The organism is Pseudoduganella sp. RAF19, from assembly GCF_052114165.1.
In the GTDB taxonomy this organism is placed as follows: domain Bacteria; phylum Pseudomonadota; class Gammaproteobacteria; order Burkholderiales; family Burkholderiaceae_D; genus Rugamonas.
The window spans coordinates 288859-312887 of the sequence record NZ_JBFREF010000002.1 but is presented as its reverse complement, the minus strand read 5'-3'; the positions used below and the strand labels follow the sequence as shown (position 1 = coordinate 312887).

General features: G+C 60.7%; 23 protein-coding genes and 1 tRNA gene. 8 read left to right on the top strand and 16 right to left on the bottom strand.

The features are described from left to right. Window positions 1-40: 40 nt before the first annotated feature. From AB4Z19_RS06080 to AB4Z19_RS06070, 3 genes are read right to left on the bottom strand one after another with little or no spacing between them, the layout of a single operon-like run. Window positions 41-676 carry a response regulator gene (locus AB4Z19_RS06080; protein WP_442034662.1) on the bottom strand — a complete coding sequence of 212 codons (636 nt, stop codon included), beginning with the start codon at window positions 674-676 and terminating at the stop codon, window positions 41-43. Then, window positions 669-2120, bottom strand: a complete 1452-nt coding sequence (locus tag AB4Z19_RS06075) for a PAS domain-containing sensor histidine kinase (protein ID WP_442034660.1) — start codon at window positions 2118-2120, stop codon at window positions 669-671. The genes AB4Z19_RS06080 and AB4Z19_RS06075 overlap by 8 nt, the downstream gene beginning before the upstream one ends. A gap of 41 nt (window positions 2121-2161) precedes the next feature. Then, window positions 2162-3064: a hypothetical protein gene (locus AB4Z19_RS06070; RefSeq protein ID WP_442034658.1), complete on the bottom strand. Its 903-nt coding sequence runs from the start codon at window positions 3062-3064 to the stop codon at window positions 2162-2164. Between the two features lie 164 nt (window positions 3065-3228). Here AB4Z19_RS06070 and AB4Z19_RS06065 point away from each other — a divergent pair, with 164 nt between their 5' ends. After that, window positions 3229-3705: an outer membrane beta-barrel protein gene (locus AB4Z19_RS06065; RefSeq protein ID WP_442029935.1), complete on the top strand. Its 477-nt coding sequence runs from the start codon at window positions 3229-3231 to the stop codon at window positions 3703-3705. 123 nt (window positions 3706-3828) lie between these two features. Here the strand turns inward: AB4Z19_RS06065 and AB4Z19_RS06060 are convergent. From AB4Z19_RS06060 to AB4Z19_RS06045, 4 genes are all read right to left on the bottom strand, one after another. Continuing rightward, window positions 3829-3903 (bottom strand) — tRNA-Val (locus tag AB4Z19_RS06060). A gap of 36 nt (window positions 3904-3939) precedes the next feature. Beyond that, entirely contained in the window at window positions 3940-4641 is a 702-nt protein-coding gene (gene dnaQ, locus AB4Z19_RS06055; RefSeq protein WP_442034656.1) for a DNA polymerase III subunit epsilon, read from the bottom strand. Between the two features lie 46 nt (window positions 4642-4687). Continuing rightward, on the bottom strand, window positions 4688-5128 hold the full coding sequence (rnhA, locus tag AB4Z19_RS06050) for a ribonuclease HI (RefSeq protein ID WP_442030045.1): 441 nt from the start codon (window positions 5126-5128) through the stop codon (window positions 4688-4690). Then, window positions 5115-5900 (bottom strand): class I SAM-dependent methyltransferase, encoded by a 786-nt coding sequence (locus AB4Z19_RS06045; protein ID WP_442030043.1) that lies wholly within the window; start codon window positions 5898-5900, stop codon window positions 5115-5117. The genes rnhA and AB4Z19_RS06045 overlap by 14 nt, the downstream gene beginning before the upstream one ends. Window positions 5901-5917: 17 nt before the next feature. Here AB4Z19_RS06045 and gloB point away from each other — a divergent pair, with 17 nt between their 5' ends. Beyond that, window positions 5918-6703, top strand: coding sequence for a hydroxyacylglutathione hydrolase (gloB, locus tag AB4Z19_RS06040; protein WP_442029167.1), 786 nt, complete (start codon window positions 5918-5920; stop codon window positions 6701-6703). Between the two features lie 10 nt (window positions 6704-6713). Further along, window positions 6714-7370 (top strand): 2-hydroxychromene-2-carboxylate isomerase, encoded by a 657-nt coding sequence (locus tag AB4Z19_RS06035; RefSeq protein WP_442029165.1) that lies wholly within the window; start codon window positions 6714-6716, stop codon window positions 7368-7370. On the opposite strand, the gene aceB is transcribed toward AB4Z19_RS06035, so the two are convergent. Continuing rightward, the gene (aceB, locus tag AB4Z19_RS06030; protein WP_442034655.1) at window positions 7367-8956 is read right to left on the bottom strand and encodes a malate synthase A; all 1590 of its coding nucleotides are present in this window, start codon (window positions 8954-8956) and stop codon (window positions 7367-7369) included. The two genes, AB4Z19_RS06035 and aceB, sit on opposite strands and share 4 nt — an antisense overlap. Before the next feature lie 112 nt (window positions 8957-9068). Between aceB and AB4Z19_RS06025 the strand changes: the two genes are divergently transcribed. Next, window positions 9069-9986 carry a LysR family transcriptional regulator gene (locus AB4Z19_RS06025; RefSeq protein WP_442026286.1) on the top strand — a complete coding sequence of 306 codons (918 nt, stop codon included), beginning with the start codon at window positions 9069-9071 and terminating at the stop codon, window positions 9984-9986. A 93-nt stretch (window positions 9987-10079) separates the two neighbouring features. Here AB4Z19_RS06025 and AB4Z19_RS06020 read toward each other — a convergent pair whose 3' ends face one another. From AB4Z19_RS06020 to AB4Z19_RS06000, 5 genes are all read right to left on the bottom strand, one after another. Further along, window positions 10080-10283, bottom strand: coding sequence for a cold-shock protein (locus AB4Z19_RS06020; protein ID WP_442026287.1), 204 nt, complete (start codon window positions 10281-10283; stop codon window positions 10080-10082). Between the two features lie 208 nt (window positions 10284-10491). Beyond that, window positions 10492-10842: an Hpt domain-containing protein gene (locus tag AB4Z19_RS06015; RefSeq protein ID WP_442026288.1), complete on the bottom strand. Its 351-nt coding sequence runs from the start codon at window positions 10840-10842 to the stop codon at window positions 10492-10494. A 4-nt stretch (window positions 10843-10846) separates the two neighbouring features. Then, window positions 10847-11497: a uracil phosphoribosyltransferase gene (upp, locus tag AB4Z19_RS06010; RefSeq protein ID WP_442026289.1), complete on the bottom strand. Its 651-nt coding sequence runs from the start codon at window positions 11495-11497 to the stop codon at window positions 10847-10849. 62 nt (window positions 11498-11559) lie between these two features. Continuing rightward, window positions 11560-12144, bottom strand: a complete 585-nt coding sequence (locus tag AB4Z19_RS06005; protein ID WP_442026290.1) for a TetR/AcrR family transcriptional regulator — start codon at window positions 12142-12144, stop codon at window positions 11560-11562. Further along, the gene (locus tag AB4Z19_RS06000) at window positions 12141-13826 is read right to left on the bottom strand and encodes an isovaleryl-CoA dehydrogenase (protein ID WP_442026291.1); all 1686 of its coding nucleotides are present in this window, start codon (window positions 13824-13826) and stop codon (window positions 12141-12143) included. The genes AB4Z19_RS06005 and AB4Z19_RS06000 overlap by 4 nt, the downstream gene beginning before the upstream one ends. A gap of 294 nt (window positions 13827-14120) precedes the next feature. Between AB4Z19_RS06000 and AB4Z19_RS05995 the strand changes: the two genes are divergently transcribed. Further along, the gene (locus AB4Z19_RS05995) at window positions 14121-15806 is read left to right on the top strand and encodes a putative bifunctional diguanylate cyclase/phosphodiesterase (RefSeq protein ID WP_442034653.1); all 1686 of its coding nucleotides are present in this window, start codon (window positions 14121-14123) and stop codon (window positions 15804-15806) included. Then, window positions 15803-17296, top strand: coding sequence for an HDOD domain-containing protein (locus AB4Z19_RS05990; RefSeq protein WP_442034651.1), 1494 nt, complete (start codon window positions 15803-15805; stop codon window positions 17294-17296). The genes AB4Z19_RS05995 and AB4Z19_RS05990 overlap by 4 nt, the downstream gene beginning before the upstream one ends. Here AB4Z19_RS05990 and AB4Z19_RS05985 read toward each other — a convergent pair. Beyond that, window positions 17263-18441, bottom strand: a complete 1179-nt coding sequence (locus AB4Z19_RS05985; RefSeq protein WP_442025758.1) for an MFS transporter — start codon at window positions 18439-18441, stop codon at window positions 17263-17265. The genes AB4Z19_RS05990 and AB4Z19_RS05985 overlap by 34 nt on opposite strands. Continuing rightward, window positions 18441-19541, bottom strand: coding sequence for a chorismate synthase (gene aroC, locus AB4Z19_RS05980; protein WP_442025757.1), 1101 nt, complete (start codon window positions 19539-19541; stop codon window positions 18441-18443). The genes AB4Z19_RS05985 and aroC overlap by 1 nt, the downstream gene beginning before the upstream one ends. A gap of 216 nt (window positions 19542-19757) precedes the next feature. On the opposite strand from aroC, the gene AB4Z19_RS05975 reads away from it, so the two are divergent. After that, entirely contained in the window at window positions 19758-22019 is a 2262-nt protein-coding gene (locus AB4Z19_RS05975) for an EAL domain-containing response regulator (RefSeq protein ID WP_442025756.1), read from the top strand. 63 nt (window positions 22020-22082) lie between these two features. On the opposite strand, the gene AB4Z19_RS05970 is transcribed toward AB4Z19_RS05975, so the two are convergent. Continuing rightward, window positions 22083-22541, bottom strand: a complete 459-nt coding sequence (locus AB4Z19_RS05970; protein ID WP_442025755.1) for a CBS domain-containing protein — start codon at window positions 22539-22541, stop codon at window positions 22083-22085. Between the two features lie 175 nt (window positions 22542-22716). Here AB4Z19_RS05970 and AB4Z19_RS05965 point away from each other — a divergent pair, with 175 nt between their 5' ends. Then, window positions 22717-24027 (top strand): O-acetylhomoserine aminocarboxypropyltransferase, encoded by a 1311-nt coding sequence (locus AB4Z19_RS05965; RefSeq protein WP_442025754.1) that lies wholly within the window; start codon window positions 22717-22719, stop codon window positions 24025-24027. The last annotated feature ends 2 nt before the right edge of the window (window positions 24028-24029 follow it).

Here is a 24029-nt window from a genome sequence, read left to right as displayed (position 1 = left end):
GGGCTCCCCATGCAGTTCATGTAGGGCTTCCCCTACAAACTCAAATCAGGCCGTGTTCCAGAGCGTAGCGCGTGAGCTCCGCATTGCTCGCCATACCCATTTTGTCAAGAATGCGGCTGCGATAAGTCGTCACCGTATTGGGGCTCAGGTGCAGCAGTTCGCCGATGCGCACCAGGGATTCACCTGCCGCGATCATCTTCAGCACCTCCAGCTCACGGTTGGACAGATTTTCGTGATCGCCGGTCGCACCGCCGCCGACCAGGCTTGCCAGCTTTTCCAGCAGCGCCGGACTCACGTGCTTGCCACCCGCCGCCGCCTTGCGCACCGCTTCAATCAAGGTGGACGTCGGCGCGTCCTTGGTCAGATAGCCCGACGCGCCGAGCTTCAGCGCGCGCACTGCGTAAATCTCTTCGGAGTAGGTACTCAAAATCAGCACCGCCATGCGCGGGTATTCATTGCGCAGGCATTTCAGCAGATCGAGTCCATTCTTGCCCGGCATTTTGATGTCGACCAGCGCCACATCAAACTTGCGCTCAGCCACGCGCTCCATGGCCTCCACCGCATTGCTTGCCTCGCCATCGACGCTGATGTCCGCAGCAGTACCGAGCATCAGGCGTACGCCGTTGCGTGCGATGGCGTGGTCGTCCACCAGCAGAACGCTGATCTTGTCAGTCATGGTGCGCCTCCAGCGGCAGACGCAATTGCAGCAGCGTGCCTTGTCCCGGCGTCCCGGTGATGGTCAGTTCGCCGCCAAAGCCGCGCGTCCTTTCATGCATACCCAAAATTCCCCACGATTCCTTATCCAGCAAGCGCGTCTTGTCGATGCCTTTGCCGTTGTCTTTCACCGTCAGCAGCACTGCGCCGCCATCACGCGCTGCGGACACGCGCACTTCCGTCGCTTGCGCATGGCGCACCACATTGGTCAGCGCTTCCTGCGCGATGCGGAACAGCATGGTGCTGCGCTCCGCATCGACGGCGAGATCCGACAGCTCCGGTGCGATATCGCATACGCAGCGCAAGCCTGTGCGCTGCTGCACTTGTTCCGCGTACCATTCCAGCGCCGCCCACACGCCCAGTTGATCGAGCACGCTGGGGCGCAGGTCCGTGATCACGCGCCGCACCGTATCGATGGCCTCCTGCGTCAGGCCTTGCACTTCACCCAATAGCGGATCGGACTGCGCGCCCGCACGTTCGATCAGCACATTGACATAAGCCTTCATGCCGGTGAGCAGACCGCCCAGCTCGTCGTGGATCTCCTGTGCGATGCGCGTGCGCTCGTGCTCCTTGATCTTCTCTTGATGCGCAGCGAGTTCGCGCAAGCGCGCCTGCATTTCCCTGCCCTGGGCTTCGGCTTGTTTGCGCTCGGTGATGTCGCGCACCAGGCCTGTGAACATGCGGCGACCGCCGATTTCCATTTCCGCCACGGCGAGGTCCATTGGGAACACCGAGCCATCGCGCCGCAAGCCCTCCACTTCGCGGCCCTTGCCGATAACGCGCTTCTCGCCTGTCTGCGCATAATGCGCCAGATAGCCATCATGCTGCTCACGATGCGGCGATGGCATCAACATGGACACATTCTTGCCGCACACCTCAGCTTCGGAATAGCCGAACATGCGCTCCGCCGCTGGGTTCACGCGCTCCATGATGCCGCGCTCATCGATCGTGATGATGGCGTCAACCGCCGTTTCGAACACGGCACGCATGCGGCGCTCGCTGTCCTGCAAGGCGCGTTCGGCCTGTTTGCGGGCGCTGATGTCGTAAATGGTGGCCATGACGACCGGCTGCATGTCGGAGCTTTGCAGCGGAGACAGGCTGACTTCCACCATGAATTCGCTGCCGTCCTTACGCACCGCGAACAGCTCCATGCCCGCGCCCATTGCGCGCGGACGCGGATGGCCAATGTAGTGACTGCGCAGGCCGGTGTGCTCCTGGCGGAAGCGTTCGGGAATCAGGGTTTCCAGCGTTTTGCCTGCCAGCGCGCCATGTTCGTAGCCGAACAGGCGCTCCAATGCAGGATTGGCGAGGACGATCTGCCCTTGCTTGTCCACGATCAGCATGGCGTCGGTTGCCGACGCCAGCAGCCATTCCAGGCTGCGGTCGGCGATGGTCAGGTTTTTCAATCCACGATCCGGTTGGGTGACTTGCGTGCGATTGTACCCGCTCAGAGTTTCAATTTGTTGATGTGGCGGCAGGCCGGTCCCCTGCCCTCGGCGCCATTGCAGATGTGTTTGCGGCATTCCAGCGCGCCGTAAGCGCCCGGCGGCGGGCAACGGCGAAACACTTCCGCGTACAGGTCGCGCGTAATGCGCTCTTTGCGCGGCGTACGTGGACGGACTTGTGCGGCCGATGACGCCACACCGGCCCTGCCCGATTGTACGAATTGCTTGCGTGGCGTTGGGATAACCGGCGCCGCAGCAAAGCCTTGCATGCGCGGGGAAGCTGCGTCAGGGCCACTGCCCGACTCGCCCGCTTGCCCCGTACCGGAAGCAGGCGCAGGTACCGGCGGTGTTTCCGTAACCACCGCAGCATCTTTGGCGCTCGGCTCCACAGCGGCGATTTCCGGCGCCGAAGCCGCCTGACGGAAAGCTGGCAGCGAGGCATGGCGCGCCAGCGTAGCCAGGTCGCGCTCCACCGACACGTTCCGGAACATCCACATTCCCACCAGCACCAGTGACGCGCCGATCAACATCACGATGGCCCACAGCGTAGATCGGCGAACGCTGCCGGCAGCAGCGGCCTCCTCGTTTGGATCGCCCCAGTGCTCGGCGCCCGGCTTGAAGTCCGGATGCGTGGTGGCGCCGACCGGTGTGGCCCAGTTGGCATGCATTCCCGCGCCATGTGCTGAATCCGCTGCCGCAGCGGCGGCCGCCTCCGCCACGCGCCTGCCGCCCGGCGGCAACGTCGCGTACGGCGACGCCGAATGCTTCGGCGCAGGAGGCATACGCGCTCCGGGCGGCGGCACATCATGCTGCACCGTCGGCGCATCGGCCGGACGTGGCGACGCCTCCGGCGCTGGTATGCCGCTCAGAGGCGAAAGAGTCGGATCAATTCGCTGGTCATTCATGCAAGAACATTAACGCAGACGGGGAATCCGTGGCGCGAGCTAGCGCGGCAGGAAATCAATGTCTATCCGCATGGAAATCAATCTTGCAATACTTTTTGGCAATTGGTAAAATGCTATGTTGCCTCAGATCAATGATGGCAACGTAATAATTATCAAGGAAAAAAATGAACAAGAATTTCATCGCCGCAGCAATCCTCGCCGTTACCTCCATCGCCGCTCAAGCCGCTGACGCGGGCTTCTACATCGGCGCAGACGTCGGCCGCACCAAAGTGGACGACTTCGGCAAAGAAACCAGCGTAGGCGGTTTCGCAGGTTACCAATTCAACCAGAACGTAGCAGTGGAAGTGGGCTACCGCGACCTGGGCACCTTCAAGATCATGGGCTTCGACGCTAAGACCAAGCAGGCCGCTGTGTCCGTAATCGGTTCCGTACCGTTCAGCAACGGCTTCTCCGCATTCGGCCGTCTGGGCTACAACAATCTGAAAGTAGACGTGCGTGGCTACTCTGCCGACGACAATGGCACCCTGGCTGGCATCGGCCTGGGCTACGCCTTCAACGCCAACGTATCCGCTCGCGTCGAGTTCCAGCGCGTTGCCAACGACACCAAGAACCTGTCCGTAGGCGTAGCGTACAAGTTCTAATCGAACTTCCCGCACCACAAAGCCGCCACGCGCAAGCCCGGCGGCTTTTTTATTCGGGGTCAGATCTGACCCCGCATTGGAAATGAAAAAGGCCCGCGATGAACGCAGGCCTTTTGAGAATTCTGGTGGGAAGTGCAAGTTTCGAACTTGCGACCCCTGCAGTGTGAATGCAGTGCTCTACCCCTGAGCTAACCTCCCGAAGAAGCAGCATTATAGATGCCGCCATAGAGCACGTCAAGCAGCGGGGGTGCGCCAGACGCAGCTGCCTTTGACGGCTTTGTCGAGACCGTTCAGCAGGTCTTCGTGGGCGGCGATTTCGTCGTCGGAGGCGCGCATGACGATGATCTCGCCCAAGGCCACCTGCTCCAGCTGGATGCCGCCACCGCTGGCTTCCACCACGATGTCCATCCCTAGCGAATTCTGGCCCCGGGTCATGGCCAAGTACACATCGGCCAGCAGCTCGGCGTCAAGCAGCGCGCCGTGCAGTTTGCGGTGGGCGTTGGAGATGCCGAAGTGGTCGCACAGCGCGTCCAGCGAGTTGCGCTTACCGGGACGCATTTCCTTCGCCTGCACCAGCGTGTCAATCACGCCGCCGATGTGATCGTCGAAAGACGGCAGTTTCAGCATGCCGAATTCGTGGTTCAGGAATCCGAGGTCAAACGGTGCATTGTGGATGATGACTTCCGCATCGCGAATGTATTCGCGCAGTCCTTCCACGATTTCATGGAAACGCGGCTTGTCGCTCAAAAATTCCGTGGTCAGGCCGTGTACCGCCAGCGCGCCCTCTTCCGAGTCGCGCTCAGGATTGATGTAGCAGTGGAAGTTATTGCCCGTCAGCGTGCGGTTGACCAGTTCGACGCAGCCGATTTCGATGATGCGATTGCCCTGTTTGGGATTGATGCCGGTGGTTTCTGTATCGAGGACGATTTGGCGCATGGTTCTCATTATTTCTGGTTCAACGCGAGCTCAGCAGTATAGCAGGTCACTTGCGGCGAACCGATTCCACGCCCAGGTTCGCCAGCTGGTCGGCGCGCTCGTTGCCCGGATGGCCGTTGTGGCCGCGCACCCAGCGCCAGTCCACCTTGTGCACGGCCTGGGCTTCGTCCAGCGCCTGCCACAGGTCGGCATTCTTCACCGGCTCCTTGGTCGAGGTTTTCCAGCCACGCGCCTTCCAGCCGTGTATCCATTCGCTGATACCCTTCTGGACGTATTGGCTGTCCGTGTGCAGCACCACTTCGCAAGGGCGCTTCAAAGCCCGCAGCGATTCGATCACCGCGGTCAGCTCCATGCGGTTATTGGTGGTATTCAGCTCGCCGCCGAACAGTTCTTTTTGCGCGTCGCCCGCCATCATCAGCGCGCCCCATCCGCCGACGCCGGGATTACCCTTGCACGCGCCGTCGGTAAAAATCTCAACCTTGTCCATCCAGGAATTCTCTATGTTTGTTTGCGGCCGGCACCGCCACCGGTGCCTTGGCCTGTTTTTTGGCCCAGGCCGGACCGATCAGGCGCATGCCCTTCACCCGCTTGATCGCCTGCACCATGTACACCGCGCCGAAATACGGCCAGTAGCGCTGGCCCGCTTTATCCATGAAGGAGAAGCGCGACAGCCAGCGATCGGTGCGGGCAGCAGGCGCGTAGCAGCCGAAGTGGCTCTGGCTGACGCCCATATTCAGCAATTTTAACCAGTCCTTGATGCGCGGCATAGAGATGAACTCGCCCGCTTCCGGCAGATAGTGGGCGCCGGTCACGCGCGCCGTCACCTGGCGCATGCCCCACAGGCTGCGCGGATTGAAGCCGCAAATGATCAACTGCCCTTCCGGCATCAGCACGCGCTCGACTTCGCGCAGCAGCTGGTGCGGTTCGGCGGCGAATTCCAGCACATGCGGCATCACCACCAGGTCCAGGCTCTGGGCCGCGAACGGCAGTTCGGTGTGTTCAAAAGTGACGGAAACGGGACGCAGGCCCTCAATGCCGAGCGGACGCACACGCGTATCGGCCAGCCATTTGTTTTTCATGCGGTTGGCGGCCAATGCATCGATCTGCGGCATGCCGATCTGTACCGCATTGAATCCGAAGATATCGGCCACCAAACTGTCGAGACAGGCTTGCTCCCAGGCACGCACATAAGCGCCAGGCGGGGTTTGCAGCCAGCGGTCCAGCGCTATAATGGATTTTTCGGATGTTGCGCTATCCATGCGATACCCTTGAGCCAATGAGCAATTCAGTCTCCGTTCTCACCGTTCCTGCTTTCCAAGACAACTACCTGTGGCTGATTCATGACGGCCAGCACGCCGCAGCGGTCGATCCCGGCGACGCGGCACCAATTCTTGCTGCTTTGAACGCCCACGGACTGGTTCTTACTGCCATTCTACTCACCCACCACCATGCTGACCACATCGGGGGCGTGCCTCAATTATTGCAGCATTATCAGGTCCCCGTATTTGGACCTGAAAACGATGGCATTGCCGCAGTGACCGATCCGCTGGCCGAGGGCGACCATCTGAAGGTGCCCGGCCTCGATCTGGAGCTGCGCGTGCTGGATGTACCGGGCCACACCAGGGGCCATATCGCCTATGTGCGCGACGGCGCCGAGCCCTGGGTGTTTTGCGGCGACACACTGTTCGCGGGCGGCTGCGGCCGGCTGTTCGAAGGCACGCCGGAACAGATGACCGAGTCGCTTGGCAAGCTGGCCGCCTTGCCTGCCGAGACCAAGGTGTTTTGCGCACACGAGTACACCTTGTCCAATCTGCGCTTCGCTTTGACCGTGGAGCCGGGTAACGAGTTCCTGCAGCAGCGCATGCATAACGAAACCGCCAAGCGCGAACGCGGCGTGCCGACCGTACCCAGCACCATTGGCCTGGAGCGCGCCACCAATCCATTCCTTCGCAGCTGGGAGCCCGCCATCGGCGAGCTGCTGGCCGCTGAAGGACGTGTGTCCGCCAACGCTTCGCCGCTGGCGGTATTCACAGCTTTAAGACAGTGGAAGAATACCTTCTGAAGGGAGTCTTATGCAGCGCAAAACAGTCCGTTTTTATTACGATCCCATCAGCCCTTTCGCGTGGCTGGCCACCAAGCAAATTGACCGCATCGAAGCAACCGGTGTGCAGGTCGAAATGCAGCCAGTGCTGTTCGCAGCCATGCTGAATGCGAACGGCCAGAAAGGCCCGGCCGAGATTCCCTCCAAACGTGAGCTGACCTTCCGCGATGTGATGCGGCTGGCCGACGCTCAGGACTTGCAGTTTGTCGGCCCACCGGGCCATCCCTTCAATCCCCTGCTCGGCTTGCGCATGACGACGGCGATCAGGGACCGCCGCGCGCGTATCCGCTTTGTGGTGGCGATGATGAGCGCAGGATGGGAAGGCGGGCAGGATATATCCGATGCTTCCGTGCTCTCCAATGTGGCGCGCGTTTGCGATCTGGATGGCGAGGCCCTGCTGGCTGCTGCGGCAACGCCGGAAGTCAAGCAGTCCCTGGCGGCGGCGACCGAACAGGCGCTAGCGGCTGGCGTATTCGGTGTGCCGACCTTTGAATTCGAAGGTGAATTGTTCTGGGGCGCGGACCGCATCGATACCCTGATGCGGCGCATTGCGGGGCACCGCATCGACGAAGAGCGGCTGCAGCGATTCCTCGCCCAGCCGCCCCTGGCGCAGCGGCGCGGTGTTTAGATTTCTTCGTACAGCGGCAGGGTCAGGAACTCTTCGAACGATTCCGAGGTAGACATCTTCTCGAAGATCTGCGCGGCGCGTTCGTAGTTGGTGCTGCTGCCGTCCGGAGCGGCTGCCTTTACTTTCGGCAGCTCTTCCGGAATCATGGCGCGGACCATGTCCGCAGTCACTTTGCGGCCATCTTCCAGCACGCCTTTCGAGGAGCGAATCCACTGCCAGACTTGCGAGCGGCTGATTTCAGCGGTCGCGGCGTCTTCCATCAGATTGTGGATCGGCACGCAGCCGTTACCACCCAGCCAGCTGCCCAGGTAGTGGATGCCCACGTTGATGTTGTAGCGCAGACCTGCTTCGGTGATAGGCGTTTCCGGCTTGAAGTCCATCAGGTCGGCAGCCTTCACTTCGACGTCGGGACGCTGCTTGGAAATCTGGTTCGGTGCATCGCCCAGCACTTTCTTGAACTCGGTCATGGCCAGGTCGACCAGGCCCGGGTGGGCCACCCAGCCGCCATCGTAGCCGTCGGTCGCATCGCGCGCCTTGTCGTTGCGCACACCGCCCATCGCTACTTCGTTCTTCTCCGGATCGTTCTTGATCGGGATCAGCGCGGCCATGCCGCCAATCGCCGGTGCATTGCGCTTGTGGCAGGTCTTCAGCAGCAGCAGCGCGTAGCAGCGCATGAACGGCGACGTCATGGTGACCTTGGCGCGGTCGGCCAGGCAGAAGTCCTTATCCAGCTTGAATTTCTTGATGCAGCTGAAGATGTAGTCCCAACGGCCGGCGTTCAGGCCGGAGCTGTGCTCGCGCAGTTCGTACAGGATTTCATCCATTTCGAAAGCGGCGAGAATGGTTTCGATCAGCACGGTGGCCTTGATGGTGCCTTGTGGCAGACCCAGTTCGTTCTGGGTCATCACGAAGATCTCGTTCCACAGGCGGGCTTCCAGGTGCGATTCCATCTTTGGCAGATAGAAGTATGGACCGGCGCCGCGCGCCAGCTGCTCTTTCGCGTTGTGCACCATGAACAGGGCGAAGTCGAAGATGCCGCCGGAGATGCGCTTGCCGTCCACCAGCACGTGCTTTTCGTCCAGATGCCAGCCGCGCGGACGCACCACCAGGGTGGCGACCTTGTCGTTCAGCCTGTAGGACTTGCCGTTCTGTTCCAGCGAGATGGTCTTGCGCACCGCGTCCATCATATTGAGCTGGCCGGTGATCTGGTTGCTCCAGTTCGGGGTGTTGGAATCCTCGAAGTCGGTCATATAGGAATCGGCGCCGGAATTCAGCGCATTGATCACCATCTTGCGGTCGACCGGACCGGTGATTTCCACACGGCGGCATTCCAGCGCTTTCGGAATCGGGGCAATCTTCCAGTCGCCTTCCCGGATATGCGCGGTCTGCGGCAGGAAGTCGGGACGCTCGCCTGCGTCGAGGCGCTTGGCGCGCTCTACGCGCACAGCCAGCAGTTCCTGGCGGCGCGGCTCGAAGGCACGGCTCAGCTTGGCCACCAGGGCCAGCGCTTCCGGCGTCAATACGCGTTCGTAACCGGGCGCAATGTCACCCTTGATTTCCATACCTGCTGGCAAAGTGATGCTCATATTATTCTCCGTGGTAGTTGGTGATGGTTTTTTCCAGTATATTGACTAATTAGATATGCAAACAAGACTAAAACGCACTTCATCTGTGCGTTTTAGTCATAAATGGGGATGTATGGGTCAGTTCAGGCAGATTTCAACTTTCGTAGAAGTAGTGAACCGAGGCAGCCTCTCAGCCGCAGCGCGCGCGGAGGGCATAGCGCCCGCCGTTATTGGGCGCAGGCTCGATGCGCTGGAGCAGCGACTGGGCGTCAAACTCCTTCAGCGTACCACGCGCAAGCTCGCTTTGACGGACGAAGGCGCGGCATTTCTGGAGGACTGTCAGCGCATTCTTTCAGAGCTCGAAAGCGCGGAAGCTGCCGTGGCCGAGCGTAGCGCGCGCGCCACGGGCCACTTGCTGATCTCCGCGCCGGCGGGCTTTGGACGCCAGCATGTGGCGCCGCTGATTCCTTCGTTTGTGGCGGAGCACCGCGAAGTGTCGGTCACGCTGAACCTGAACGACCGCGTGGTGGACATCATCGGTGAAGGTGTGGACGTGGCCATTCGCATCGCGTCGATGTCCGATTCCAACCTGGTGAGCGTGAAGCTGGCGGACAATCACCGCGCCGTGGTCGGCACACCCGCTTATCTGAAACGGCATGGCATTCCCAAAACGCTGGACGATCTGAGCAAGCACAATTGCATGGCCATCAGCAGCGAAGGCAGCCAGCGCGGCTGGACCTTCCTGAACGGCGACAAGAACGTGACTTTGAAAGTAGCGGGCAATATGAGCTGCAACGACGGCGCCGTGCTGCACGACTGGGTGCTGGCGGGGAAAGGCCTGGCCTGGCGCTCAATGTGGGAAGTGGGCGGCGACATCGAAGCGGGCCGCCTGCGCACGGTGCTTGACGAATACTCGGCGCCGGGCAACGACATCTACGCCGTCTTCGCCCAGCGCCGCCACCTGCCCCTGCGCATTCGTGCCTTCGTCGACTTCCTGCGCCACACCTACGCCCAACCGAATTATTGGGGTCAGGCGCCGAATGCAACATGAGCTTGTGTCGCGTTTAGTGCCTGACCCCAAAATGTAGGGGCGAAAAAAAATCCTCGGGTCCCGAGGATTTTTTGACGTTTAGTCCAGCTGATCTTACAGCGGTTGGATGTTCGAAGCTTGCTTACCTTTTGGGCCAGCGGTTACTTCGAAGGATACGCGTTGGTTCTCTTGCAGAGACTTGAAGCCAGTGCTTTGGATCGCCGAGAAGTGGGCGAACAGGTCTTCACCGCCTTCATCAGGGGTGATGAAACCAAAACCTTTTGCGTCATTGAACCATTTTACGATACCAGTTGCCATTACAATTCCTATTACAGTTAAAAGAGCTTTCGCTCGTGATATCGCTTGAACCCAGCAATTAGCTGAATCTAAACGATCCCGCATTATACCCAATCAGGCGTCAAAAACACGTTCCTACGAAAATAAAAGCAGTTCTGTGCAAATTCGACGCATGCAGAGCACATGTGTGTCACTATAGACAATATTCTTTGGCCCCGTTTGAGAAATATCAATCGTGCGGTCGCAAAGACAGTTGTTTGTATGACAATTGCAACAACTGCTTCACTTCTGCATCAATTCCTTCCCATTCTCTCTGGCCCGCCATCATCGCGCGCAGCATCTGTTCGACACGGCGTGCGTCGTCACCTAGCGCTTTGAAACCGAAGGAACCGGCGGAACCGGCTATCGAATGAAGTGAATGGTGCAGCTGGTCGATGTGCTGCGGAGCGGGCGTGGCGCTGGCGCAGAGGGCCAACGCATCAGCTACTGCTTGCAGGCGCTCCGGTATGCTTGCTGCATATTTGTCGCGCAACGCCTGCAGCCGGTCCTGGAATGCTGGGTCGACCGGCCTGGTAGTCATGGTTTTATTTGGTGCCGAAGATGCGGTCGCCCGCATCGCCCAGGCCCGGAATAATGTAGGCGTGGTCGTTCAGGTGGGAGTCCAGCGACGCGCAGTACATCTTCACGCCTGGATGCGCTTTCTGGAATACTTCGATGCCTTCCGGTGCCGCCACCAGCGCCAGGAAGATGATCTGGTCGTCGGATACGCCGCGCTTCTTCAACACATCCACCGCGTGCACCGCGGAATTGCCGGTCGCAACCATCGGGTCGCACAGGATGAAGGTACGGTCGACCAGGTCAGGCAGACGCACCAGGTATTCCACCGGCTGGTGGGTTTCAGGATCGCGGAACACGCCGATGTGGCCGACGCGAGCCGATGGCACCAGGTTCAGCAAGCCGTCGCTCATGCCGATGCCGGCACGCAGGATCGGCACCACAGCCAGCTTGCGGCCCGCGATCACAGGCGCGTCGATGGTCATCAGCGGGGTTTCGATTTCGCGGGTGGTCAGCGGCAGATCGCGGGTGATTTCATACCCCATCAGCAGGGTGATTTCCTTCAGCAGTTCCCGGAAAGTGCGCGTGGACGTGGCCTTGTCGCGCATGTGGCTCAGCTTGTGCTGGATCAGCGGGTGGTCGGTGATGAAGAGGTTCGGGAAGCGCGGATCTTGTTTCATGTGCTGTTTTAATAAGAATTCGGTTGGTATGCCGCATTATCCCAGCCAAGGGGAAGGCCTGTCTATGGCTCCGGCGGCAAAAACAGCTTGCCGACCTTGTGCGCCAGCTGGCGGATGCTGCCATCCTGGCTGGGCTGGTACCACTGCACGCTGTAATTCAGCGCACCAAGCAGGAGCAGCCGCGCCGACTTGGCGTCCGTTTGCAGCAGGCCCGCCGCTTCCAGCTCGGTAATCACGATTTGCCAGAGTGCGTCGTAGCGCTCCTTCTGCGCCCTCACCTGCTCCTTGTGCTCGGGACTCAGGCAGCGCCACTCATACAAGAGCACAGGAATAAAATCGTGGCCTTTGCCCAGCACCATTTCCAGATGCGCACGCGCCATCGCTTCGAATTTCTCGCGCGGCGGCAGGCTGCCGGACGCGATCTTCTCCGCTGCGGGCAGGCTGGCCAGCAGCCCTTCTTCCATCACGGCCGCCAGCAAATCCTGCTTGCTCTTGAAGTGGTAGAAGGGACTGCCGGAACGCATGCCGGCGGCATCGGCGATGTCGCGCGTGGTCGTGCCGTCGAAGCCTTTTTCGCGGAACAGGCGCGCGGCCACGCGCAGCAGCTCGCCGCGCCGGTTGGCGTCGGTGGGCGGCAAGGTGGTCATGCGTTCTCGATCAGCGCGCGCTGCAAGATCGCTTCGCATTGGATGCTCGCTGGCAGACGGCCGAAGGCGCCGCCGGGTTCGCGCTCCAGTCGCGTGGCGACAAACGCTTCGCTCACGAACGACGGCGCATGGCGCAGCAGCAGGCCGGCCTGCACTGACAGCACGATGCGTTCAGCCAGCACGCGCGCGCCGAATTCGTCGCCGTGAGCGCTGGACAGTGCGTTCAGCAGATTGTCGACGAAGCGCGTGTAGGCTGGATTGCCATGTCCCGCCTGCGCCAGTTCGGCCGCCAGTACATCGCGTGTTTGCGGCGACTTGCTCAGCGCACGCAGCATGTCCAGGCACATCACGTTGCCCGAACCTTCCCAGATCGAGTTGACCGGCAGCTCGCGGTACAGGCGCGCCAGCGTGCTTTCTTCCACATAGCCGCTGCCGCCCAGCACTTCCATCGCTTCCGCACCGAAAGCCGGACCGCGCTTGCAGATCCAGTATTTGCCGGCCGGTGTCAGCAGACGCGCCAGCATCGATTCGGCGGGATTGTCCGGATGGTCGAAACAGCGCGCCAGGCGCATGGCGAATACGGTTGCCGCTTCCGATTCCAGCGCCAGGTCAGCCAGCACGTTCTGCATCAGCGGCTGTTCGGCCAGCGGTTTGCCGAAGGCGCTACGGCGCCGCGCATGATGCAGGGCATGGGTCAGCGCGCAGCGCATGATGCCTGCGGAGCCCAGCACGCAATCGAGGCGCGTGTGGCTGCCCATTTCGAGAATGGTCGGAATGCCGCGGCCTGGCTGGCCAAGCAGCCAGCCATAAGCACCGGTGAACTCCACCTCGGATGAGGCATTGGAGCGGTTACCGACTTTGTCCTTCAGACGCTGCACGCGGATCTGATTCCGGCTGCCATCCGGCAGGAAGCGCGGCATCAGGAAACAGGACAAGCCGGCGCTGCCGCCCTCCTCGGTCTGCGCCAGTACCAGGTGCGCATCCGATTGCGGTGCGGAGAAGAAGAATTTGTGGCCGGTGATGCGAAAGACCTGTTCGCCATCGGCGCCAAACAGATCACGCGCTTCCGATGGCGGCACCGGCTCGGCGCGTGTGGTGTTGGCACGCACGTCGGAGCCGCCCTGCTTCTCCGTCATGCCCATGCCGATCAGGGCGCCGCGTTTCTGCTCGATCGGCAGCGGGCGCGGGTCGTACACGCGCGAGATGATCTTCGGCAGCCAGCGCGCAGCCAGCGACGGCGACTGCTTCAATGCCGGCACGGAGGCGTAAGTCATGGTGACCGGGCATTGCGAGCCATTTTCCACCTGCCCGAACAGGATGTAGCGCGCGGCCCGCGCCACCTGGGCGCCGTGATGCTTGCCCTCCCACGGCGAGGCGTGAGCGCCGTGCTCGACCAGCATTTCCATCAGCGTGTGCCAGGACGGGTGGAATTCCACCTCGTCGATGCGGCGGCCGTTGCTGTCGAAGTTGCGCAGCTTGGGTGGATTCTCGTTGGCCTGGCGCGCCAGATCCAGCACGTCCGAGCTGCCCAGATCGGCGCCTAATTCCATCAGAGAGGCCATGGCCGAACCGCCGCCTTCACGCTCCAGCGCCTCGCGCAGCGCCACGTCGCAGGTGAACAGGTTCACATTTTCAAACGGCCGGACCTGGTTGAACACTTCATGGGTATCAAAACGGTTCATTGCGTCCCCTTGTGATTAGTCTCCCTGATCTGAAGGCTAGCCCATGCACTACCACAAAGCAAGCAGTTGCTTGGTGCAATTAATTCCACATGGAAATAAATTCAATTTAAAAGAGGAGTTTTACCGGTATGGGACAACAATTTCCTCAAAACATTGGTCGATATTGTTTTTTTTCATGTAATTAATGGGCGTTAAGTGTTACATTTCTTTCTGGTTTGTACCTCAGCGAAAGAATAGAGCGCAACAATGCTTTCCAGCTCACCGTCAGTACCTTTGCAACAGCCCCGACAGGACATGGACTTTGTCCTGGAAGAGGCTGGCGACATCGTCTTTCGTCTTAATATGCTGGGCCAGATCCTGTTCGCCAATCGCCGCAGTGCCGGTCTGTTTGGCCGGGGCAAGGAGCTCGATGGCCAGCCGATCCTCTCCCTGATTTCCGACCTGGACCAGGCCGCGATGAAGTCCACGATGGCCGAGTCTGTCCTGGCCAAAGGCGCGGTACGGGTCGAAGTGCGCCTGAAGTCCCCCGAGCGTGACATTTGGTATGAACTACGTATTTCGGTCTATCCGAATGCCGCCCGTGCCTACGAGGTACTGGTAGTCGGTCGCGACATGACCGACCAGCACGCCACCGAAGAGCGCCTGCGCCATATGGCGACCCATGATGCGCTGACCGAGCTGCCGAACCGCCTGCTGCTGTCCGACCGTATCCGCATGACCATCGCCCAGGCCCGCCGCTCCGGCCAGGGCTTTGCCGTGGCCACCATTGGCCTGGACAGTTTCAAGAAGGTGAACGATGGCCTTGGCCATCCGATTGGCGACGCCGTGCTGCGCATGGCTGCGCAGCGCCTGCGCAAGACCCTGCGCGACAGCGATACCCTGGCCCGCGTCGGCGGCGATGAATTCGTGGCCGTGCTGCCCGGCACTTATAACGAAGCCCAGATCAAGCTGGTGACCGGCCGCCTGCTGGCCACGCTGCAATCGCCCTTTGAAGTAGATCAACATACTATATATGTCGGCGCTTCCGTCGGCGTGTCCGTTTATCCCCAGCACGCCGAAGATGAAGTGCGTCTGGTGGCGATGGCCGACGCGGCCATGTCGCGCGCCAAGGAAACCGGCAAAGCCCGCTGTATCGTGTACAGCCCGCGCCACGGCGGTCCGCCGGAACACGATATTTCGCTGGAAGCGGCCATGTTCCAGGCTGTGCGCGAGGGCGAATTCCTGCTGTATTACCAGCCTATCGTGAACGCCCGCACCCGCGAAATCGAGGGTTTCGAAACACTGATGCGCTGGAAACACCCGTCTCTCGGCATGGTGCCGCCTGCCCGTTTTGTGCCAATTGCGGAAACTAATGGCTTAATTAATCTGCTCGGCGCCTGGGCGCTGAAATCGGCTTGCGTACAATTAAAGCAGTTTGAGGAAGTTGCCAAGCGGCCACTTTATATTTCTGTTAATATTAGTCCACGGCAATTCCGAAACGATAAATTCCTCGATGTGCTCGACGACGCAATTTCTTTCTCTGGCCTGCCAGGCGAAAAACTCGTGCTTGAAATTACTGAAGGCACGCTGATGATCGACCCGGTCCACGCCGAAACGATTTTGAGCAAAATGGCTGACCGCAAGGCCCGTATCGCCATCGACGATTTCGGCACCGGCTATTCCTCGCTGGCTTATCTGAAGCGCTTCCCGATTTCGGTACTGAAGATCGATCGCACCTTTATCCGCGACCTGCCTGCGTCCGAAAAAGACGCGGCGATCTGCAACGCCGTGCTGGATCTGGCCAAACACCTGGATCTGTCCGTGGTGGCGGAAGGCGTGGAAACCGAAGAACAATACGCGCACATCGAACAGCGTGGCTGCCAATACATCCAGGGCTACCTGACCGGCAAGCCGATGGCTGCCCACACCGCACTGGCGGCACTGAAAGAGCGCACCTACGCCTCGCTTATGCCCGGCGAACATACCCAGGTGGTGCAATGAGCGAACTGGCCCACGGCCCGCTGGGCGAACAGACCTTGTCCCTGATGTGGGAGCGCACGCGCCTGCAAGGCGATATGCCCGGTTTCGCCAAAGCCATCACCTCCATCCTCGGCGCCATGCGCGGCGAGGATGAATCCGAATTCGATATGGCGCGCACGGTGCTGTCCGATCCTGTGCTGACGCAGAAAGTGCTGCGCCTCGCGAACAGCGGCATGTATTCGGCTTTCGGCCAGCATGTGAACACGGTCAGCAAGGCCGTGCTGGTGCTGGGCACCGACGCCATCGGCCATCTCGCGCTGGGCCTGAAACTGATCGAAGAATTGTCCGTGGCATCGCCGGATTCCAGCCTGGCGCACGTCGAAATGGAAAAAGCCGTACTGGCCGGCATCGTGGCGCGCGAAGTGTCGACTACTGCGGAAAGCCGCCACGCTGAAGAAGCCGTGGTGTGCTCCATGCTGCAGACGCTGGGCCGCATGATGGTCACCTTCTACATGCCGGAGCGCTGGACCGAGATGCAGCGCCGCGCCGGCGTTGGCAAGGAAGATGCCGCGGCCGACGAACTGCTGGGCATTTCGCTGCAGGATATCGGCCGTGCCGCCGCCCAGCACTGGGGCCTGCCGACCAATCTGTTGTCCGGCATGCGTACGGTGGAGCCACCGGAGCCGGGCGAACCGGTGAGCCACGAAGACTGGATTGCCGGCGTGTCCACCATGTCCTGCATCTGCGCAGGCGCGCTGTGGCACGACGATGAAGAAGGCGCAGAAATCGTCAAACACCTTACCGAACGCTATTCCAGCATGATCGGCGTTTCGACCGACAAGCTGGCGCAAGCCATCGAGCAAGCCAAGGTCGCCGCGGCGGCCGACCTGTCCATCGCGCCCCTGTCCAAGCCAGCCGAACGCCGCGCCAAAGCGCTCGCCAAAACCCGCCAGCGCGTACAGGGCAACAATGTGCTGCTTAGCGGACTGGCCGATATCCGCGATGTCATCGACACCGCCAGCCCCGGCCAGATCGTGCAGATCGCGCTGGAAAGCGTGTACAAAGGCCTGGACTTCTCGCGCGCCGTCGCCTTCGTGCGCAATCGCCGCGAAGGCAAGTACGCCGCGCGCATGTGCTTCGGCGAAGGCATACGTGAACGTCTGGCGGAGATGAACTTTGAAGACAACTACGAGCCGAACGTTTTCCACGCAGCCCTGAACAGCGACCGCGTGATCTTTATCGAGAACGCACGCGATCCGAAATTTGCAGCCAAGCTGCCGCAGTGGTGGCGCAGCACCTTGTCCGATGCGCGCAGCTTCGTGATTCTGCCGTTATGCTCCAACGGCCAGCCGACCGGCTTCCTGTACGGCGACTGGGACGACAGTTTCCCGCCGATTCAACTCAGCCCGACCGAGTTCTCGCTGTTGAACGATATGCGTAATCTGGTGATGAAGTCGGTCGAACGCCGCCACCAGGCTCAGACCGAACCTGCCAGCAAGACCGCAGCCTGAGCATCCTTCCGCTGCCAGCGGAAGGACAGCGCTGCCGCCACGGCGCCCGCCGCCACCAGTCCCGCAGCCACAAAGTAGACCGACTCCGGTCCCATCGCGTCCCAGCATTTGGTCAGGAACAGTCCGCCCAGCGTGCCGCCAAGACCATAGGAAACGCTGATGTAAAGCGCTTGGCCGCGCGCCTGCAAGGCACCTGCGAACCAGCGCTGCATGGTTACCACCGAGGACGAATGATGCAGGGCGAACGTCGCCGCATGCATGGTTTGCGCAATCACCAGAATGGCCAGCGATTTCGGCGCCGCGCCCATCAGGTTGAAGCGTACGATGCCAATCGCAAAGCACAGGAACATCAGCCGCTTGGGGCCAAAGCGCTTCAGCACCGGCGCCTGCCAATAGAACAGCATCACTTCCGCCACCACGCCCAGCGACCACATGACGCCCGTCACGGCCTTGCTGTAGCCGTGATGTTCCAGGTACAGCGAGTAGAAGGTGTAGAGCGATGTATGCGCCGCCACCATCAGCGCAGTCGACGCGAAGAAAGCAATCACCTCGCGCTTGCGCAGCACGGCCATCAGTGAAGGCTTTTCACCGGCATGCGTCATGCGCGGCACTTCGCGCAAATGGAAAGCCGCGCCGATCACGCACACCAGCAGCGCGCCAGCGACGGGCAGCAGCGCTTCGGTGCCGAACCAGTCCATCGCATAGGAGGCCAGCATGACCGTCACGATGAAGCCGATCGAGCCCCACAAGCGCAAGCGCCCGTAGTGCGTCAGGTCGCCGCGCATTTCGGAAATCATCAGCGCTTCGCAGATCGGGCCTTGCGCGCTGGTGAAGAGATTGAGCAGCACCATCGCCGCGAAATAAGCGGCGAAGGTAGAGCCGATATAGAAACCGGAGAACGCGGTGAGCGCGGCGCAGCCGGTCAGGCGCAATACGAAGACGCGGCGTTCGCTATGGTCCGCAACATAACCCCAGACGTTGGGACCGAAAATGCGCAGCACCTGAATCAGGGACATCAGTACGCCGATTTCCGCCACCGACATCCCCCTGCCCCGGAAGAACAGCGAGGCATAGGAGGAAAAGGTGCCGGCGTATGCGTAGTAACAGAAGAGGAAAAGCGCGAAACCGAAAGACTGAGCGGGCATTACTTCCTTGCGATATCCGGCGTCGAAACACTGACGTCGCCGCACTGGGCACGGTTCATCAGCGCGTGATCCATCAGCACCAGGGCCAGCATGGCCTCAGCGATCGGCGTGGCGCGGATGCCGACGCATGGATCGTGGCGGCCGAAGGTTTCCACCATCACCGGATTGCCGTCCTTGTCGATGGAGCGGCGCGGCGTACGGATCGACGAGGTCGGCTTGATGGCGATGGACACCGTGATGTCCTGGCCGGTCGAAATGCCGCCCAACACACCGCCTGCGTTATTGCCGATGAAGCCATCCGGCGTCAGCTCGTCGCCGTGCTCCGAGCCGCGCTGGGCGATGCACTTGAAGCCTGCGCCAATCTCCACGCCCTTCACCGCATTGATGCCCATCATGGCGTAAGCGATATCGGCATCCAGCTTGTCGTAGATCGGCTGGCCCAGGCCAACCGGCACATTGCGCGCCACCACATCGATGCGCGCGCCGATCGAGTCGCCCGCCTTGCGCAGATCGTCCATATAGGCTTCCATGCGCGCGATCAGTGCTTCGTCCGCTGTCGCGGCGAAGAAAGGATTGGCTGGTACATGTTCGAAATTCTGGAACGGCACTTCAATCTCGCCCAGCTGGCTCATGCAGCCGGCGAACTCGGTGCCGTACTGGTGATTCAGCCACTTCTTGGCGATGGCAGCTGCGCCGACAATCGGTGCGGTCAGACGTGCCGAAGAACGGCCGCCGCCGCGTGGATCGCGCACGCCGTACTTATGCCAGTAAGTGTAGTCGGCATGGCCGGGCCGGAAGCTCTCGGTGATGTTGCCGTAGTCCTTGCTGCGCTGGTCTTCGTTCTTGATCAGCAGCGCGATCGGGGTGCCGGTGGTCACGCCCTCGTACACGCCCGACAGAATCTGCACAGTGTCCGGCTCCTGGCGCTGCGTCACGTGGCGCGAAGTGCCTGGCTTGCGGCGATCCAGTTCGGGCTGGATATCGGTTTCAGAGAGCGGCAGGCCCGGCGGGCAACCGTCAATAACGCAGCCAATTGCGGGACCGTGGGATTCGCCAAACGTGGTGACGGTGAACAGCTTGCCAAAGGTATTACCGGACATATCGTGGAATCGCTTGAGATGGGAAATCTCCCTATTCTACCGTGTTCCCCATTGTCTAACCAGACACGGTTTTGATGGCATGAAACCACAGAATTGTTAAAAGTTGCATACAGAAAGCCGTTAGCAAAGGGTAAATTGTTTAAATGGTCGTTCTATTGAACAATTCGCTATATACTTAATTCCGTAAGAACACCGATACCCTTGGAGAAGCGACACATGCCCCCATCGATCTCGCCCCTTGACCACGGCAAGGACGATCAGGATGATCTGGTATTCTTAGAAGAGCACCCCGCTCAACCAGCCAGCACCGCCCAGCGCAAAGTATGGCGCGTGATGATTATCGATGACGACGAGGACGTCCACTCGACGACCACGTTCGCCCTCGGCAATCTCGACATGCAGCACCGTCCCCTCGAATTCGTGCACGCCTATTCGGCCGCACAAGCGCGTGAACTACTGAAGCATGAACAGGAAATCGCCGTGATCCTGCTTGACGTAGTCATGGAGCAGGATGACGCCGGTTTGCACCTGGTGCGCTATATCCGCGAAACGCTGAAGCTGACCGATGTGCGCATCATTCTGCGTACCGGCCAGCCAGGCTATGCGCCGGAGATCGACGCGATCCGCGATTTCGACATCAACGATTACAAAACAAAGTCTGAACTTACCCGCATCAAGCTATTCACCACGGTGACTGCGGCCATCCGCTCCTACGAGCAAATCCGCAATATCAACGAAAGCCGCCGCGGCTTGAACAAAGTGGTGCACGCCAGCACGGAGTTGATGGCGCTGCACGGCGTGAACAATTTCGCTGCGGGCGTCCTGACTCAGGCTGCCGAATTGCTCGGCCAGACGGCCAATGGACTGCTGTGCATCCAGGAGTGCCCGGATGCGGGCTTGCATGAATTGATCGTGGTGGCAGCCAGCGGCAGCTATCACGACCTGTCGAACGTCCATCTGACCGAAGCCGACAACGATCGTGTGCACGCCGCGCTGGAGCAATGCCTGGCTGCGCGCAGCAATATCTTCGGTCCGGATTATGTGACCCTGCATTTTGCAGGCAAAGCGAGTCACACTTTCGTCGCTTTCCTCGACGTGAGCCAGCCGGCAACCGAGCTGCAAAAAGGCCTGCTCGATGTCTTCTGTAGCAATGTGGCCGTGGGTCTGGAAAACGTGGAGCTGGTATCGCATCTGCATACGGCGGCCTTCTACGACAACCTGTCCAAGCTGCCGAACCGCACGCGCCTGATTGAAATTCTCGACGCCACGCTGGCCGGCCCTGCAAAACAGGATGCTACGCTGTCGCTGGTCGACCTCGATCACTTCGCAGAAACCAATGACGCGCTGGGCCATGAATTCGGCGACTTGCTGCTGTCCGCCGTTGCAAGCCGTCTGCAAAACAGCCTGGGGCAGCAACTGACCGTTGCACGCATCGGCGGCGACATCTTCTGCGTGCTGGGCGATTCCGCGCAAGTCAATCCAGCCAATATTCTGACGCTGTTCGCCAAGCCATTCAGTATTGAAGGCCAGGATGTACAGCTGTCCGCCACGCTCGGCCTGGTGCGCCTGTGCGAACACGATGGCGGCGGCGCCGATGCATTGAAGGATGCCGACATCGCCCTGAAGCGCGCCAAGAGCCAGCAGCGCGCCGGCCACTTCTATTTCTCGCGCAGCATGGGCGTCGAAATCCGCGAACGCGTGCGCATGATGCACGCGCTGCGCACAGCCTTTGGACAGAATCAGCTTTTCGTGGTGTACCAGCCGCAAATCGATCTGGTCACGCGCCGCCCGGTTGGCGCCGAGGCTCTGCTGCGCTGGCAGACGCCGGACGGCAAATTCGTGTCGCCGGACCGCTTCATTCCGATTGCCGAGTATTCAGGCCTGATCATCGATCTGGGCGAATGGGTGATGCATACGGCTTGCCGCGAGCTGGTCGAATTGCGTGCAGCCGGGCATCAGGACTTCACGATTTCGATCAACGTCTCGCAAGTGCAGTTCCGCCACCCGCTGTTCCTCGACACGCTGAAGCGCGCGCTGAGCGAAACCGGCGCGCCGCCGGAATACGTGGAGCTGGAGATTACCGAATCGATGGCGATGGAAGAGCCGGACATGCTGATCAAGATGCTGGCGCAGATCAAGCAGACCGGCGTCGCGATTGCGATCGACGATTTCGGCACCGGCTTCTCTTCCCTCTCCTACCTGCAGCGCCTGCAGATCGATCGCCTGAAAATCGACCGCGCCTTCGTCACCGAAATCACGCAATCCGCGCGCGGCAGCAGCATCGCCGAAATGGTGATTCAACTGGGCCGCAACCTGGGCCTGCAAGTGATTGCGGAAGGTGTGGAAGACGAACGCCAGGCGCAGATCCTGGAAAACCTCGGCTGCCCGCTAGGCCAGGGCTTCCTGTTCGCCCGCCCGATGACCGGCAGCGCGCTGGAAGGATGGCTCAGTAACGACGCCCTAGCCGGCGTCGCATAAATTAAATGGGGACGTAACACATTTGGCGCCCTGGGCGGTAAATGTGCTACGTCCCCATTTGTTTTAGCTTTCGGACTTCTCCTCTTCCTCGGCGGGCCAGTCGCGGATGTAGGCTTTCAGCATGCGGTTCTCGAAGCTTTGCGCTTCCAGCACGGCACGAGCCACGTCATAGAAGGAAATCACGCCCAGCAGGGTCTTGGCGTTCATCACCGGCAGGTAGCGCGCGTGCTTCTCAAGCATGATGCGGCGCACTTCGTTCACTTCGGTGTCCGGAGTGACGGTAATCGGATGGTCTTCCATGTGCTTGCGCACCGTACCACCACCGACCGAACCCTGATTCGCATGCAGGGCCTTGAGCACTTCGCGGAAGGTCAGCATGCCGACCAGATCGCCGTACTCCATCACGACCAGCGAGCCGATGTCCTTCTCGGCCATCGTATTGGCTGCCTCTACCAGCGGCTGGTCCGGGGAAATCGTGTAGAGGATGTTGCCTTTGACCTGGAGAATTTCGGAGACTTTCATTTTGGGCCGTCCTGTCCGCTGTGAATGGATTTTGTTTTATTGTAAGCCTTACCAGGGAATGTAGCGTAAGCGGGCTAAAAAATCCAGTTTTGAGCATAAGTAAATTACAACACTATTCATGCGTGTGATAACACGGTAGGATCGGGGCCATTCCAGAAACCCGACGAGACAATCCATGAGCGGTCCCAAGTACCCCGGCTTTGATACCCTCTCGCTGCATGCGGGCGCCACGCCCGATCCGTCCACCGGCGCGCGCGCCACCCCGATTCACTTCACCTCCGCTTACGCCTTCCGCGATTCCGATCACGCCGCAGCGCTCTTCAATATGGAGCGTTCAGGCCATGTGTATTCGCGCATCTCGAATCCGACCAATGCGGTGCTGGAGGAACGCATCGCGGCGCTGGAAGGCGGCGTGGCCGGAATTGCTACTGCCAGCGGGCAGGCGGCCATGCATCTGGGCCTGTGCACGATTGCCGGTGCCGGTTCGCACATCGTGGCGTCACGCGCGCTGTATGGCGGCTCGCACAATCTGCTGGCTTACACGCTGAAGCGCTTCGGGATCGAGACGACCTTGGTCGATCCGCGCAACCTGGATGCGTGGCGCGCGGCGATTCGTCCATCGACCAAGGTGCTGTTTGGCGAAACGCTCGGCAATCCCGGACTGGACGTGCTGGATATCCCATCGGTTGCGGCGATCGCGCATGAAGCGGGCCTGCCGCTGATGATGGATTCGACCTTCACCACTCCCTATCTGCTGCGTCCTTTCGATCACGGCGCCGACCTGGTGTTCCACTCCGCCACCAAGTTCCTGTGCGGCCACGGCACGGCGGTTGGCGGTCTGCTGGTCGATGGCGGCACGTTCGACTGGCAGGCAGCGTATGAGCGCACTGGCCGCTTTGCAGAGCTGTGCGAACCGTATGACGGCTTCCACGGCATGGTGTTCGCGGAAGAGTCCACTGTGGCGCCGTTCGCCTTGCGCGCGCGCCGTGAGGGCTTGCGCGATTTTGGAGCAGTGATGTCGCCGCACAATGCGTTCGCCATCCTGCAGGGCATCGAGACTCTGGGCCTGCGCATGGACCGCCACGTTGCCAACACGCGCAAGGTGCTTGAGTTCCTGCTGTCGCAGCCTGCGGTCGAGTCGATTGCTTACCCCGAACTGGATTCGCATCCCGACCACGCACTGGCCCAGCGCCTGATGCCGCGCGGCTGCGGCGCGGTGCTGTCGTTCACGCTGAAGGGCGACCGCGCCGCAGGCAAGCGCTTTGTCGACAGCCTCAAAGTGTTCTCGCACTTGGCGAACGTGGGCGATGCCAAGTCGCTGGTCATTCATCCGGCATCGACCACGCATTTCCGCGTGCCCACAGACCAGCTAGCGGCATCCGGCATAGCCGAGGGCACCATGCGCTTGTCGGTCGGACTGGAAGATCCGGACGATCTGATCGAAGACCTGGCGCGCGGCCTCAAAATGTCGCAGAAAGGAGCGTAATG